This window comes from Rhizobium azibense (assembly GCF_004342325.1).
Classification (GTDB): domain Bacteria; phylum Pseudomonadota; class Alphaproteobacteria; order Rhizobiales; family Rhizobiaceae; genus Rhizobium; species Rhizobium etli_B.
Window position 1 is genome coordinate 243461 of record NZ_SMBJ01000009.1, and the last position, 15099, is coordinate 258559.

Sequence of the window (15099 nt, forward strand, 5' to 3'; positions counted from 1 at the left end):
GGTATCAGCTTGCAGAGCTTGAATGCCGCGTATGCTTCGACTCCTGGACGATCCGCCAGACGGCAAAGCGGCAGGTAGAGATGGCGAGTGACGGCAGCTTGGAAGAGATCGAAGTCGCAGCGACGCGCGGTGCGCGCGGGTTCATCAGGCGCTATCGCCCCCACCTGGTGGCGCTCGCCACGCTTCTTGTTTTTTGCATCGTCGGATATGCCGTCGTAAAGCTTACCGATGAGGTGCGCTACGAAGACGTCGTCGCAGCGCTGGCCAATACGCGGCCCAGCGCCATTGTGCTTGCGCTTCTCTTTACCGGATTGAGCTTCCTGGCGCTCATCGTTTACGACCTCAATGCCATCGACTACATCGGCAAGAGGCTGCCATTTCCCCATGTGGCCCTGACGGCTTTCAGCGCTTATGCGGTCGGCAACACGGCGGGCTTCGGGGCGTTGAGCGGCGGGGCGATCCGCTATCGCGCCTATTCGCGTCTCGGCCTGACGCCGGAAGAAATCGGCCGCGTCATTGCGTTCGTCACGCTGGCCTTCGGGCTTGGCCTGGCAGGGGTCGCATCGATCGCAGTGATGATCATCGCCGATGAAATTGCACCTCTTGTGGGAACGAGCGCATTGCTGCTGCGGCTGGTCGCGGGCGTGATCATCGCGGCTTTGGGAGCGCTTCTGGTGCTTGGACGCAACGGTCGGGCGATGCAGATCGGCCCGATCTCGATCCGGCTTCCGGATTCGCGCACATGGTCGCGCCAGTTCCTGGTGACCGCTTTCGATATCGCGGCTTCAGCCACGGTTCTTTATGTTCTGCTGCCGCAAACGGCGATCGGCTGGCCGGTGTTTCTTGCCGTCTATGCGATTGCTGTCGGGCTCGGGGTGCTAAGCCATGTTCCGGCCGGCCTCGGTGTTTTCGAGACGGTGGTCATCGCTTCGCTTGGCAGCGCGGTGAATATCGATGCGGTTCTCGGCTCGCTGGTCCTCTACCGGCTGATCTATCATGTGCTGCCGCTTCTGATCGCCGTGCTCGCGGTGTCGGCAACCGAATTTCGGCGCTTTGTCGATCATCCGGCGGCTTCCAGCATCCGCCGCATCGGCGGGCGGCTGACGCCGCAGCTGCTTTCGGCGCTGACGCTGCTGCTCGGCGTCATGCTGATCTTTTCGAGCGTCACGCCGACGCCGGACCAGAATCTGGAATTCCTCGCCAGCTATCTGCCGCTGCCGATCGTTGAAGGAGCACATTTCCTCTCCAGCCTGATGGGTCTCGCGCTGCTCGTTGCCGCGCGCGGTCTTGGCCAGCGGCTCGATGGCGCCTGGCTGGTGGCGATTATCGCCGCTGTTGCCGCGCTGGCGCTTTCACTGCTCAAGGCCGTAGCCCTTGTCGAAGCGCTGTTCCTCGCCTTCCTAATTTCCAGCCTCTTTGTCAGCCGCCGGCTCTTTTCCCGCCATGCCTCATTGCTCAACCAGACGCTGACGGCATCATGGATGACCGCGATTGCGGTTGTCTGCGTGGGCGCCGTCGTCATTCTGCTCTTCGTCTACCGCGATGTGGAATACAGCAACGAGCTCTGGTGGCAGTTCGAATTCGCCGGCGAGGCGCCGCGCGGGCTGCGTGCGGTTCTCGGCCTCACGATCATTTCCTCGGCAATCGCGATCTTCAGCCTGCTTCGCCCCGCCGCCTTCAAACCGGAGCCTGCCACGCAGGAGGCGCTCCGGCGCGCAGTCGAGATCGTCAGGGCGCAGGATGATGCCGATGCCAATCTGGTGCGCATGGGCGACAAGAGCATCATGTTTTCCGAGGATGGCGATGCCTTCATCATGTATGGCCGGCAGGGGCGCTCCTGGATCGCACTGTTTGATCCCATCGGGGCAAAAGGGGCGAGACCGGAACTCGTATGGCGCTTCGTCGAGGCGGCGCGCGCTGCCGGTTGCCGGGCCGTGTTCTATCAGATTTCTCCAGCCCTTCTCTCACACTGCGCCGATGCGGGCCTGCGTGCGTTCAAGCTCGGCGAATTGGCCGTTGCCGATCTGGCGAATTTCGAAATGAAGGGCGGCAAATGGGCAAACCTGCGGCAGACGGCGGCGCGCGCGCAGCGCGACGGGCTTGAATTCGAAGTCATCCCGCCCGAGGAGGTGGCCGGTGTCATCGACGAGCTCTCTGCAGTTTCCAACGCCTGGCTCGAACATCACAACGCCAAGGAGAAAGGTTTCTCGCTCGGCGCCTTCGAGCCGGGCTACGTCATCGCCCAGCCGGTTGGGATCTTGAAGAAGGACGGCAGGATCGTCGCCTTTGCCAATATCCTCGTCACCGGAACGAAGTCGGAAGGTACGATCGACCTCATGCGCTTTTCGCCGCAGGCGCCCAAAGGGTCCATGGACTTCCTCTTCGTACGGATCATGGAATATCTGCGCGGCGAAGGCTACACGCACTTCAATCTCGGCATGGCACCGCTTTCGGGCATGTCCAAGCGCGAGACGGCACCCGTCTGGGACCGGATCGGCAGCACCGTCTTCGAACACGGCGAGCGCTTTTACAATTTCAAAGGCCTTCGGGCATTCAAATCAAAGTTTCATCCGCACTGGCAGCCGCGCTATCTTGCGGTTTCAGGAGGGGGCAATCCGATGATCGCGTTGATGGACGCGACACTTCTCATCGGCGGCGGATTGAAGGGAGTCGTCAGGAAATGATCAGGAGATATCTGCTTTCGGCCGTGTGCGCTTTCGCGCTGACGGCCCCGGCCGTCGCTGCCGAGGAAACCACGCAACGCTTTGAAACCGGGCTTATTCCTTCACCGCACATCTTTTTGCCGGACGGCGACGTCAAAGGCGCCGTGATGCTGATTTCGGATGGTGCTGGCTGGGGCGACAAGGAAAAGGCGCAGGCCGACAATCTGGTGCAGGAGGGAGCCGTCGTCATCGGTGTCGATTTTTTGTCCTATATGGATGCTCTGCGCAAATATGACGTCAACGAGAATGACGGCTGCATCTATCTGGTGTCCGATATCGAGTCGCTCAGCCAGCAGGTGCAACGGGCTGCCGGCAACAGCGCCTATCACTTGCCGATCATCGCCGGTATCAACGAAGGCGGCGCACTGGCGCTGGCGATTGCTGCGCAGACGCCGGATGCGACGATCGGCCAAACGCTGGCCGTGGATCCGGCCGCCGGCATTCCGCTCACAAAGCAGCTCTGCACGCCGGCATCGAAAAAGACGGTGGGTGGCCGGATGGTCTACGGCCTCGCCGAAGGCAACCTTGCAGACCCTATCACCGCTGTCTTCACGTCTGCTGCAACCAAAGATGGGCGTGCGCATGTCGCGGCGCTGAAGATGGATCATCCCGAAATCGAGATTCGCGATGCTGGGGATGATGCCGAAACGGCTCTTTCCGAGACGCTGGACGACCTGATCGCGGCTTCCGGAAGCGCCGACAATCCGCTCGGACTGCCGCTTGCCGTGCTCGATGCCAATCCGTCCATGAACACCATGGCGATCATCTATTCCGGCGATGGCGGCTGGCGCGATATCGACAAGGAAGTCGGTGCGGCGCTGCAGAAAGAGGGCATCCCCGTCGTCGGCGTCGATTCGCTTCACTATTTCTGGTCAGAGCGCCAGCCCCAGGAAACGGCCGACGATCTGGAAAAGATTATCGAATTCTATCGCAAGCAATGGAAGGTGAAGCACGTTCTTCTGGTCGGTTACTCTTTCGGTGCCGATATCGTGCCCGCCACCTACAACAGGCTTAAAGCCGCCGACAAAGCGACGATCGCACAGGTGTCGCTGCTCTCGCTTTCCCACGAGGTGGACTACGTGATCTCCGTCATGGGGTGGCTCGGTCAGAAGACGGAGGGTGCTGCCGGCGATCCGGTCGATGATCTGAAAGCCATCGACCCCAAGCTTGTGCAATGCATCTACGGCAAGGACGACGATGACGAGGTCGCCTGTCCCGCTTTGAAGGATAGCGGCGCCGACGTCGTCGAGCTGGCGGGTGATCACCATTTCGACGAGAACTACGATCTGCTGACGAGGACGATCGTCGACCGGCTGAAGGCGCACCTTGCCGACTAACGCATCAGCGTCTCTTCGCTCCAGCCGAAGGCCGCAATATCGGCGCTGCGGAACTTCGCGTCGTCATCGACGATAAACTCGTCAAGCTGCGGCGGCTTTACGCAGGTTCCAGCGAGCATCGCATGCACCTGGCCGCGATGATGTGTCTGATGCTGGAAAAGGTGGCTCAGCACGTCGTCCACCCGCTCTTTCTGGAGGCGGCCGGCGCGCTGGAGATCGATCACCGCTGCAAGCCCTTCCAAGGTCAAGGCTTCGCAAAATGCCACAAGGCGCTGATCGACCTTGCGCTGCTCGCCAGCAAGCGAGGCGACCTCATCGAACGGCTCTTCGACCTCGAAGGCTTTTTGACCAAGCTTGCCGCCCTCGAGCGCGTCGACATAAAACCAATCAACAGTGATGATGTGGTTGAGCGTCGACTTGATCGAGGGGAAGAAGCCGACGCGCTTCGCCTCGAATTCTCCCGGAGGCAGGGACGCGCAGGCAGCCAGCAGGCGATGGTTCGCAAGCGCGTTGTTATAGGAGAGCTTGCGAAACACTCGGCGCGGATCGAAACTCGGCATGGCGCATCCTCCTCAGCACGAATTTGGCCCAGCAAAGGCGCCGATTTACGTGGCGTCAATGTTTGCCGGTTGCTTGATCGTTGCCATCCAGAGCCTGATCGAGCCAGACAAGATGGTGCGGCGACGCCGGCGACGTCTTTTCCGATGAAATAGGCAAAATTTCCAGCCCGGACAGGGTTTCCTGTGCCGCGGGCAGCCATTTGAACCTGGGATAATTGCCGCCATCTTCGATCCGGTGGACGATCTTTCTGGACTTGAACGGAAACGCGGGCGAAATTTACCTCAGGCAATGGAAGCCCGCCCTTGCCAGGCGCGTTTTCTCAAATGGGAAGTTTCCCACACCCAAAGGAGGCGCTGGATTTTCGACCACGAGCCCGAATTCCCCGATCATCGCCCGCTTCGGCGTTTCTTCGGAGGTCTGGCCGTTCCCGGCGCGGCCGCCAAGCCCGAGATCCGCCATGCGATGGTTGAAACGCCAGGCATCGCCATCGAGCCGGCTCGGGGACTTTCTGCCTATCCAAGATCGATTACGACAATCTCCGGCGGGACGCCGAAGCGGATCGGCGCAATCGAACAGCCAAGACCGCCCGATATAATGATGTTTCGTCCCTCCTCGACAACGTGGCCATAAGCGTAACGATTGCCGAAACGGGAGGGAACGACCGGCGAGCGGCCAAAAAGACGGATCTGCCCGCCGTGTGTATGGCCCGAAAGCGTCAGCGATACGCGCTGCGGCACCCGCGGAAAGAGATCTGGCTCGTGGGCAAGCAGGATGACGGGCGCATCGTCCCAAACCTGAGCCAGCGTGCTGTCCAGGTCGTCCAGGCCGACCATGCGCGCGCGGCCCCACCTCTTGCCCGCTAGAAGCGCCAATTGGTCTTCCAGACCCGCCAGCCAGAAGCCATGTCCGTCTTTTTCGAGCCGGACGGCACGGTTGCTGTAGACCGAAATTCCGACATCGGCCAGGGCGCGATGTGCAAACGGTTTCACCCCGTCGTTCTTCTGAGCGTCCTTGTCTTCCCACCAGTCGTGATTGCCCATGATGGCGTGAACGCCGAGCGGAGCGCGCAAGGCGGCGAGTACCTGCGACCACTCGCTCGAATGCATGTGACGCGTCACTATGTTCATACCGGAGGTATAATCGCCGAGCATGACCGTCACGTCTCCATTGAGTTCGTTCGCCTTGGCGCAGATCGCGGCAATACGGCTGGCCGACATCCAGGGCTCGCAGGCATGCAAATCGGCAAGGGCGACGACCCTGAGCTTCAAGCCCGGCGTCCATCCTGGCGGCGTCAGTGCATAACGGGCAATGTTCAGCCGCACGATAGGTTCATAGGCGAATGCGTAACCACCAAACGCCATGGCGCCCACGACACTGCTGCCGAGAATCTTCAGAAATCCGCGTCGCGTGATCACCTAATCGTCTTCCTGAAACAGCCGGAACTGGGCGGCTTCCAGGTCCTTCGGTGGCTGCAGGCCGAGATGCTTCCAGGCGGTTGCCGTCAGCACGCGGCCACGCGGCGTTCGCTGGATGAAGCCCTGCTGGATCATGTAGGGCTCGATGATGTCCTCGATCGCGTCACGCGGTTCGGAAAGGCCGGCGGCGATCGTCTCGATGCCGACGGGGCCGCCGCCGAAATTGACGGCGATCATGTTGAGATAGCGCTTGTCGAGCTGGTCGAGGCCGACACTGTCGACAAGCAGGCGCGTGAGCGCTTCGTCGGCAATTTCGCGGGTAACGGCTTCGGCCTTGGCGACTTCGGCGAAATCGCGCACGCGGCGAAGCAGGCGGCCGGCGATGCGCGGCGTGCCGCGGGCGCGCCGCGCAATTTCGCGGGCGCCGTCGTCGATCATCGGCAGGTTCATGAGACGGGCGCCGCGGCGCACGATCAGTTCCAGCTCTTCCACCGTGTAGAAGCTGAGCCGCACCGGAATGCCGAAGCGGTCGCGGAGCGGCGTGGTCAAGAGGCCCAGGCGGGTGGTCGCGGCGACAAGGGTAAATTTCGAGAGGTCGATCTTCACAGAGCGGGCGGCCGGGCCTTCGCCGATGATGAGGTCCAGCTGGAAGTCTTCCATCGCCGGATAGAGGATTTCCTCGACAGCCGGATTCAGGCGGTGGATTTCATCGATGAAGAGGACGTCGCGCTCTTCGAGATTCGTCAGCAGCGCTGCAAGGTCGCCTGCCTTGGCGATGACAGGACCCGAGGTGGAGCGGAAGTTGACGCCGAGCTCCTTGGCCATGATCTGCGCGAGCGTCGTCTTGCCGAGACCTGGCGGCCCCACGAACAGGACATGGTCCAGCGCCTCGCCGCGGTTCTTGGCGGCCTCGATGAAAACCTTCAGGTTCGCACGCGCCTCCGCCTGGCCGGTGAACTCGTCCAGCGACTGCGGGCGTAGCGTCACATCCAGGTCTTCGCCCCGCTTTTCCGGCGATATCAGGCGCGCGGGTTCACTCATCTTGGCTTCTTCCGGTTCGATGGGATTCAACCCATATACGACGTATTCCGCTTTTGCATCAAATCACGGCGGATTTAACGCGCGAGCTCTTTGAGGCCCAACCTGATCAGCTTGGCACTGTCAGCACCTTCGCCTGCCGTCTTCATGGCCGCAGCGACGGCATTGGCGGCCTGATCACGTGAATAGCCAAGGTTCGTCAGCGCCGAGACGGCATCGGCGACCGGGGCCGAAGCAACACCTTCACCGAGTTCCTGCTTGAGGCCGATATGGATCGCCTCGCCGGCAAAGGCGGGCGCCTTGTTCTTCAATTCGGTGACGATACGAACCGCAACTTTAGGGCCGACCCCCTGGGCGCGGGAGATGGCCGTTTTATCCTGCAGGGCGATCGCATTTGCCAATTCGCTTGGCGTCAGGATGGAGAGCACCGCGAGTGCGACCTTCGCGCCGACACCCTGGACGCTTTGCAGCAGGTTGAACCATTCGCGTTCCAGCGCGCTCATGAAGCCGAAGAGCTTCAGCTGGTCTTCGCGCACATAGGTCTCGATGAAGAGCACGCAAGCCTCTCCCGGCGAACCGAGTCTCGACAGCGTACGGCCAGAGCAATGGGCGGTGTAGCAGACGCCGTGCACGTCGACGAGCACGTGGTCGTCGCCGATTTCGTCGATGGTGCCTTTGAGCTTGCCGATCATGAAGAGGTCCGTGAGCGATGAGTTTCGGGAGTGATGAGGTCGAGGAATGGATAATAGGAACGGTAGCGGGCAGCGTCGCGCTTCAGCAGCCGATGCCGGCGCCAATCGGCATGAGCCGAGGCGGCGAGTTTCGACCAGATCACTGCCTTCGTTACCAGGTCACCGTCAATCACGCACTGCTTCAGGGACCATTGCCTTTCGACGGTATCCGGCCCCCAATTGTCGATAAAGATATCGGTGTCAACGAGCGTCGAGATCGTCACGTTGGCCCCTCAACCATTCGATATCATCATCCGTCGTCATTCCGCCGAGATCAACCGTTGTTTGAGCGCGGCTCGCCCAATCATCGAACGTGCGAACTGGATCAGCTCCACCCGTCTCGATCTTGAGGAGTATGGCGCCCGCTTTAGAGGCGATGAAATCCACTTCCGATCCGCGGCCCATCCCCAGCCGGTCGCGAATCTCCTTCGGCATGGCCACCTGGCCCTTTTCGGTGACACGCATGATTACCTAGATAGCAAAAGGGAAAAAACCAAGAATACATATCAGCCGGCCAATGCTGCCTGGCGCATTCGGCTGCTGCCGCGGTTATGGGCGTGGCAGATGGCGATGGCGAGCGCGTCAGCGGCGTCGTTGCCCTTGAATTCGACTTTCGGCATCAGGATTTTCAGCATCATGTGGATTTGCTGCTTCTCGCCGTGACCGACGCCGATGACGGCTTTCTTGACGGCATTGGGCGCATACTCCGATACCTGGAGCCCGGCGCGTGCCGGCACGAGCATCGCGATGCCGCGGGCCTGACCGAGCTTCAGCGTGGCGACCGCATCCTTGTTGACGAAGGTCTGCTCGACCGCCGCCTCATCCGGCTTGAAGTCATGGACGATTTGAGCGAGCCCGTCATGCAGCTGACAAAGGCGGGAGGCGAGGTCCATCTCGCCGTCGGAGGTCACCGTTCCGGAGGCGACGAAGCGCAGCGAATTGCCGAGCGTGTCGATAATTCCCCAGCCGGTGCGGCGAAGGCCCGGGTCGATGCCGATGATGCGAATCGTATTTTGCATGTCTCACCTTATTGCGGTTGCAAAATAACTGCCACCGATATGTGAACAAAACAAAAACATTACGCCCCTTTATAAGGCGCCGTTTACCACGAATTAAACCGAATGCCTGAAAGCTGCCCCTTCAAATGTGAGAGGAGCTGCCTTTTGCAAAAGGTTAAGGCTCCCCGTGTTCTGTTTTCGGTCAAGGTGGCAGGTTTGCGCTGCCGGCAAGCCGCTCCGGAAGGGTTCATTGTCATGGTTCAGAGATTTCAGTCCCTGTCCTTCAAGGTTATCGCGACATTCATCCTGCTCACGGCACTGGCCGTGAGCACGATCAGTGTTCTCGGCTATTTCACCAGCAGCCGCATTTCGGATGCGCAGGCGCTGAAGGCCAAGGAAAGCGTTCTCATCTTCCGCGGCGACATGCTGCAGGATCAACTCGGACAGCTCGAAAATCAGGCGAGTTCCGTTGCGCGCATCGAGGCGCTGCAGATGTCGATCACCAGCCTGAAGAGCGGCTGGAAGACGATCGAAAAATCGTCGGGCGACGCGCGCGGCGAACTCAAGAAGGTGTTCATCACCAACAATCCGAACCCGGCCGATCAGCGTGAAAGGCTGATGAAGCCGGAAGGACCGAGCGGCTTTTACTACTCCAACCACGAAAAGACGCAGGGCGAAGTTCAACGCGACCTGGAAAAAACCGCCTTCAGCGACCTGCTGATTGCCGATCTCGATGGCTCGGTTCTCTATTCCTACAAAAAGGACGATGATTTTGCCGAAAACCTGAAGGCCGATGCATGGAAGACGACAGGTGCGGGCATTGCGTTTGCAAAGGCCGTCGAAAATACGGCCAAGGCAACGGACGATTCCGCGCCGACCGCATTTTCGGGCCTGCGCGTCGATGCCTCCAACGGCAAGTCGGCGATCTTCTACGCAGTGCCGATCATCAAGCTCGGTCAGCCGAAGGGCATCATCCTCTTCAAGGTGCGCGACGATATCATCACCAGCATCCTGGCAAAGGGGATCGTTTCGGGCAGTACGGCTCAGGCAGCCATCATTTCCAGTGACGGTTCGGCCGTGGGGCTCAATGCCGAAGGCCGGCTTGCGACGCTCGAGGCGGCGCCGTTCACGTTCATGAAGGATGCGCTTTCAAGCAGCAACGGCATGACGGTCGACGACTTTGTGCGCCCCGACGGCACCGCTCGGGCCTATGTCCGCTCTATCACCTACCAGGGCGAGCGGTTCCTTGTCGTCGAAAGCGTACTCGTCAGCGAGCTAAATGCGGGTTCGATCGAGATCGCGACGCTTTTGACCATGATCGGCCTTGCAGCGCTTGTCGTCATGGCGATCGCCACCGGCCTGATCACCAAGCTGCTCTTTTCGCCGCTCTCCCGCCTGGCTGGAATTACCCGTGATGTGGCCGAGGGCAAGCTGGATGTCGAGATCGGCAGCCAGACCCGAAAGGACGAAATCGGCACGATGGCCAAGGCGCTCGCCCGCTTCAGGCAATCACTGATCGAAAGCCGCGAGCTGGAAGCGGCAAGCGCCGAAACCCGTGCCCGCGCCGAGCGCGACCGTCAGGAAAATCTTGCTCTTCGCGAAGCCGAAGCGAGAAGTTTGCAGGACGTCGTCCAGGCGCTGGACGAGGGGCTGCACCATCTGGCGAAGGGCGATCTCGCCTATCAGATCGAAACGCGCTTCCCCGACGAACTTGAAAGCCTGCGCGTCAACTTCAACGAGGCCCTCGCCACGCTCAGCGAAACGATGACGGCGATCGGCGGCAACTCTATGGCTGTCCGGTCGGGCTCGGAAGAGATGCGCACGGGAGCCGACGACCTTGCCGGACGCACCGAGCGCCAGGCTGCCTCGATCACCGAAACGGCCAATGCGATCGACGCGATCACCCGGTCCGTTCGCCTCCAGATCCAACGCGCCGAACAGGCGGAGCGCATCGCCCGCGACGCGAAGAAGGAGACCACTGGCTCCAGCCAGGTCATGCGCGAGACAATCGCAGCGATGGAAGCAATCCAATCCTCCTCGCGGCAGATCAATACGATCATCTCCGTCATCGACGACATCGCCTTCCAGACCAACCTTTTGGCGCTTAATGCCGGCGTGGAAGCCGCCCGGGCCGGGGAATCCGGCAAGGGGTTTGCGGTTGTGGCAATGGAAGTGCGCGAGCTGGCGCAGCGCTCCTCGAGCGCAGCCAAGGAGATCGCGAGCCTGCTTCAGAAGTCGACCCACGAAGTCGAGACCGGCGTGTCGCTAGTCGAGCGGGCAGGGGTGGCCCTGACGGGCATCGGCGGCCATGTGGAAGCGATCAACGACCAAATCAACGAGATCATGGAATCGACCCGCGAAGAGGCCGATACGCTCCGCCAGATCAACACGGCCGTTTCCGAGCTCGATTCGATGACCCAGCAGAATGCCGCCATGGTGGAGGAAACGACAGCCGCGATCCATCGACTTGCGGCCGAGGCTGTGGAGATGGATCGTCAACTCGGCAATTTCACGCTGCCTCACGAACATTATCATTATAGCGGCGCCGAGGTTCATGTTCTTCGGCAGCGCCGATAAACGGAACAAACGAAGCCAAGAGATGAAGGGTCGGGACACCGGCCCGTTTCTTCGTCTGCAGCATTTGGAATGAGCCATTCGTGAACCTACATAGACCTGTCCTTCCAATCACCGGCAGGTTTTACCAATGGTTCCCTTTTCCATTCTCGATCTTTCGCCCGTTGCCGAAGGCACGACGATAAAACAATCCTTCGAAGGCTCGGCGCGCATGGCGCAGAAGGCGGAGGAGTGCGGCTACAAGCGCTTTTGGCTGGCGGAGCATCACGGCATGCCGGGGGTTGCAAGTGCCGCGACTGCGGTGGTCATCGGCCATGTCGGTGCCGCAACGAAACGGATCCGCATCGGCTCGGGCGGTATCATGCTGCCCAATCACTCACCGCTGGTGATCGCCGAGCAGTTCGGAACATTGGCCGCGCTTTTTCCAGGCCGTGTCGACCTCGGGCTTGGCCGCGCGCCGGGTACGGATATGCACACGGCACAGGCGCTCCGCCGCAATCTGGAGGCAGGCGCCCACAACTTTGCGAGCGATATCGTCGAGCTGCAGCAGCTATTAGGTGCGCCGGTCGAGAACCAGGCGATCCTTGCCGTTCCCGGCCACAATTCCCATGTGCCGATCTGGCTTCTCGGCTCCAGTCTTTATAGCGCGCAGCTTGCAGCAATGCTCGGCCTGCCATACGCCTTCGCCTCGCATTTCGCTCCGGATTCGCTGCTCGACGCGATCGATATCTACCGCAGCAAATTCCAACCCTCGGCCTCGCTCGAAAAGCCTTACGTCATGGCCGGCGTCATGGGTTCCGTCGCGCCGACCGACGAGGAGGCGCAATATCACTTTACCTCCGCCCAGCAGCAGTTCGTCAACCTGCGCCGCAACGTTCGCGGCCCGTTCCCGCGGCCGGTCGAGGACATGGAGGGTTTCTGGTCGCAGATGGAGAAACTGAATATCGAGCATACGCTGCGCTATGCGGTCGTGGGTTCGCCGAAGACGTCAGAGGCGAAGGTCACCGAGTTCCTGAAGGAGACCGGGGCGGACGAACTCATCATCTCGATGCCGATCCACGACATCGAGGCGCGGCTGAAGTCGGTCGAGCTGTTTGCGGGACTGGGGAATTTCATGCGTGTTGCGGCTTAAGGTCCCAGACCTGCCAAACCCTCCCCGGCTTCTTTCCTCGTTCCTGTGAATGGGTCTTCGGCGCCCAAGGACCTGACCGCGCTGGGCCTGGCAAGCACTGGAGTGAGGGAGCCCATCAGGCGGCGGGTGGCTGCCTGGTATGGCTCTGCGCCAACATCGCTCCTGAAGACAAAAGACCCGGCAGCGTTTCCGCAGCCGGGTCTTTTGTTCGTCGTTCGAATGCTCAGGCCGAAAGCTTGGCAAGCACTTCTTCGGAAACTTCGAAATTCGAATAGACGTTCTGGACGTCGTCATCGTCTTCCAGGCTGTCGATGAGCTTCATCAGCGACTGGGCCCTTTCCTCGTCCACCGGCACGTTGTTTTGGGAGCGCCAGACGGCCTTGACGGTTTCAGCTTCGCCAAGCGCGGCCTCCAGCGCCTTGGCGACTTCGCCAAGGGATTCGAAGGCGCAGGTGATGGTGTGGCCTTCCTCGTCGGTCTCGACGTCATCGGCGCCGGCTTCGATCGCGGCTTCCATGACCGTGTCGGCATCGCCGGCGGATGGCTTGTAGGTGATCTCGCCGACGTGGTCGAAGGAGAAGGAAACCGAGCCGGTTTCGCCGAGCGCACCGCCGGCCTTCGTGAAGATCGAGCGGACGTTGGATGCGGTGCGGTTGCGGTTGTCGGTCAGTGCTTCGACGATGATCGCCGTGCCGCCCGGACCGTAACCCTCGTAGCGGACTTCGTCGTAGTTCTCGCTATCGGCGCCTGAAGCCTTCTTGATGGCGCGGTCGATATTGTCCCTCGGCATGGACTGTGCCTTGGCGTTCTGGATTGCCAGGCGCAGGCGGGCGTTCATCGTCGGGTCGGGCAGGCCGGCCTTGGCGGCAACGGTGATTTCGCGCGCAAGCTTGGAGAACATTTTCGATCGCACGGCATCCTGACGGCCTTTGCGATGCATGATGTTTTTAAACTGTGAATGGCCAGCCATGGCACCCCTGTTCACGTCTCATTGTTCGGAATGGACGGCCTTATAAGAGCGAAGCCGGCGGCATTCAAGGGAAAAGCAGCTTGTCTGTGTGTCCCGAGGATGGGCAAAAGCTGCGGAACAAAGCGGCAGACGTGACGTTTGAAGGCTTGAAATGTCCGAACGGAAGGGGAAGGCCATGGCAAGCTTTAGTGAGGCGCGCGATCATCCGGCACGGCAGCTTTGGGATCAGGTGAACGACGTTTCTGCGGGAATGCTCGGCATCGACGGCGCCGACATGCACATGCAGCCGATGGCTCCGCATGCCGATCCGAAGACCAATACCATCTGGTTCTATACCAAATCCGATGCCGACATCGTCCGCGCCGTCAAACCGGGAACGCGTGCGCGCTTCTGCGTCATTGGCAAGGATCACGACTATCACGCGTCCCTGGCAGGCAAGATCGAGGTCCGGCCGGACCCTTCGAGGATCGAGCAATATTGGAATTCGGTCGTTGCCGCCTGGTACGAGGAGGGCAAGAAAGATCCGAACCTGACGATGCTCGTCATGCATGTGGACGACGCCGAGATCTGGGTTTCTACCGGCAGCAAGCTCAAGTTCGGCTGGGAGATCGCCAAGGCCAATCTCAGTGACGACAAGTTGCCGGAGGTGGGCATCAAACGCCATCTGCAATTTGCATGATGCTGGAAGAGCCCAAAGCTCTCAGGCTTTTGGGTCTCTATTGGGCGCCCTTCATCACATAAATGAGCGGCTTCTTGGGCAGCGAGCGCATGGAAACTGTGATCGTGTCGTCCGGCGCGTAGCTGATATCGAAATCCTTGCCGAACATCGACACGAAGCGCTCGACCGGCGGACCGCGGCGGTGCATCGGCAGTATCAGCGACGAGCGCAGCCGCTTGATGATGCGGCTCATGCTGTCGGCGCCCATGGTCAGGCCGCCATCGACCGGAACCATGACGATGTCCAGGCGGCCGATCTCGGTGTAGTGGGCATCGGTCAGCTCATAGTGCAGATGGCCGAGATGGCCGATGCACAGCCCGGCGCTCTCGAAGATGAAGATCGAATTTCCATCCTGCTGCGCACCACCGTAGCCGCCGCGGATATCGGTCGTGACGTTGCGCACATAGGCGTCTCCGACCACCAGGTCGATGTCGGCCTTTTCTCCGGGCACATCGCTCCAGCCGTGCAGCACGTGCTTGATCGCCGGATCCGGGCTCAGCGTGTAGTGCGTGGAGTGCGCCCGGTTCATCGTCACCACGTCGGGTGTTACGACCGGCCGGTACCAGCCGTTGAAATCCGTTGCGATGACGATGCCGCCCGGCGTTTCGATTTCGAAAGTGGAATGTCCGAGGAAGGTCAGCTTGACATCATCGCCTTCCGAAACCGCGGGTACGATCGGCGTCTCACCGGAAAAGCTTGCGAAACTGGCCCTGGGGATTGCCTGTGCGATCGCCTGGCATTGGCTGACCGGTTTCCGTTCCTCTTGTGCGGCGGCTGCGCGGGGCAGGGCCGGAGGCACAAGGCATGCGATAGCGAGGATAAGCAATTGCGGCTTCATGCCACCCCTCCGGCGCTTTCACGGTGCGGCGAGGATGCGACAAGGGGATGCATCGGTCCAGCCG

General features: G+C 60.8%; 14 protein-coding genes. 5 read left to right on the forward strand and 9 right to left on the reverse strand.

The genetic code is table 11. The features are described 5' to 3' along the window. Nucleotides 1–80 precede the first annotated feature (80 nt). Both mprF and EV130_RS23000 read left to right on the forward strand, forming a co-directional pair. Nucleotides 81–2684 (forward strand): bifunctional lysylphosphatidylglycerol flippase/synthetase MprF, encoded by a 2604-nt coding sequence (mprF, locus tag EV130_RS22995; protein WP_074062402.1) that lies wholly within the window; start codon nucleotides 81–83, stop codon nucleotides 2682–2684. Beyond that, entirely contained in the window at nucleotides 2681–4060 is a 1380-nt protein-coding gene (locus EV130_RS23000; RefSeq protein WP_132661524.1) for a virulence factor family protein, read from the forward strand. Before mprF ends, EV130_RS23000 begins: the two co-directional genes overlap by 4 nt. On the opposite strand, the gene EV130_RS23005 is transcribed toward EV130_RS23000, so the two are convergent. From EV130_RS23005 to ruvC, 7 genes are all read right to left on the reverse strand, one after another. After that, on the reverse strand, nucleotides 4057–4620 hold the full coding sequence (locus tag EV130_RS23005; protein WP_074062400.1) for a DinB family protein: 564 nt from the start codon (nucleotides 4618–4620) through the stop codon (nucleotides 4057–4059). The genes EV130_RS23000 and EV130_RS23005 overlap by 4 nt on opposite strands. A gap of 513 nt (nucleotides 4621–5133) precedes the next feature. Beyond that, entirely contained in the window at nucleotides 5134–6036 is a 903-nt protein-coding gene (locus EV130_RS23010) for a metallophosphoesterase (protein ID WP_074062399.1), read from the reverse strand. Then, nucleotides 6037–7077: a Holliday junction branch migration DNA helicase RuvB gene (ruvB, locus tag EV130_RS23015; RefSeq protein ID WP_074063310.1), complete on the reverse strand. Its 1041-nt coding sequence runs from the start codon at nucleotides 7075–7077 to the stop codon at nucleotides 6037–6039. A 74-nt stretch (nucleotides 7078–7151) separates the two neighbouring features. After that, nucleotides 7152–7766, reverse strand: a complete 615-nt coding sequence (gene ruvA, locus EV130_RS23020) for a Holliday junction branch migration protein RuvA (RefSeq protein ID WP_074062398.1) — start codon at nucleotides 7764–7766, stop codon at nucleotides 7152–7154. Next, the gene (locus EV130_RS23025; protein ID WP_132661526.1) at nucleotides 7763–8029 is read right to left on the reverse strand and encodes a hypothetical protein; all 267 of its coding nucleotides are present in this window, start codon (nucleotides 8027–8029) and stop codon (nucleotides 7763–7765) included. Before EV130_RS23025 ends, ruvA begins: the two co-directional genes overlap by 4 nt. Next, nucleotides 8007–8270 (reverse strand): AbrB/MazE/SpoVT family DNA-binding domain-containing protein, encoded by a 264-nt coding sequence (locus EV130_RS23030; RefSeq protein ID WP_132661528.1) that lies wholly within the window; start codon nucleotides 8268–8270, stop codon nucleotides 8007–8009. Before EV130_RS23030 ends, EV130_RS23025 begins: the two co-directional genes overlap by 23 nt. A gap of 41 nt (nucleotides 8271–8311) precedes the next feature. Further along, nucleotides 8312–8824 carry a crossover junction endodeoxyribonuclease RuvC gene (ruvC, locus tag EV130_RS23035; protein ID WP_074062395.1) on the reverse strand — a complete coding sequence of 171 codons (513 nt, stop codon included), beginning with the start codon at nucleotides 8822–8824 and terminating at the stop codon, nucleotides 8312–8314. 234 nt (nucleotides 8825–9058) lie between these two features. Between ruvC and EV130_RS23040 the strand changes: the two genes are divergently transcribed. Further along, nucleotides 9059–11380, forward strand: a complete 2322-nt coding sequence (locus EV130_RS23040; protein WP_132661530.1) for a methyl-accepting chemotaxis protein — start codon at nucleotides 9059–9061, stop codon at nucleotides 11378–11380. Between the two features lie 127 nt (nucleotides 11381–11507). Beyond that, nucleotides 11508–12509: an LLM class flavin-dependent oxidoreductase gene (locus EV130_RS23045; protein WP_132661532.1), complete on the forward strand. Its 1002-nt coding sequence runs from the start codon at nucleotides 11508–11510 to the stop codon at nucleotides 12507–12509. A gap of 223 nt (nucleotides 12510–12732) precedes the next feature. On the opposite strand, the gene EV130_RS23050 is transcribed toward EV130_RS23045, so the two are convergent. Continuing rightward, on the reverse strand, nucleotides 12733–13479 hold the full coding sequence (locus EV130_RS23050) for a YebC/PmpR family DNA-binding transcriptional regulator (RefSeq protein WP_074062393.1): 747 nt from the start codon (nucleotides 13477–13479) through the stop codon (nucleotides 12733–12735). 175 nt (nucleotides 13480–13654) lie between these two features. On the opposite strand from EV130_RS23050, the gene EV130_RS23055 reads away from it, so the two are divergent. Continuing rightward, nucleotides 13655–14158, forward strand: a complete 504-nt coding sequence (locus EV130_RS23055; RefSeq protein ID WP_074063308.1) for a pyridoxamine 5'-phosphate oxidase family protein — start codon at nucleotides 13655–13657, stop codon at nucleotides 14156–14158. A gap of 37 nt (nucleotides 14159–14195) precedes the next feature. Here EV130_RS23055 and EV130_RS23060 read toward each other — a convergent pair whose 3' ends face one another. After that, the gene (locus EV130_RS23060; RefSeq protein WP_074062392.1) at nucleotides 14196–15035 is read right to left on the reverse strand and encodes an MBL fold metallo-hydrolase; all 840 of its coding nucleotides are present in this window, start codon (nucleotides 15033–15035) and stop codon (nucleotides 14196–14198) included. Nucleotides 15036–15099: the final 64 nt, after the last annotated feature.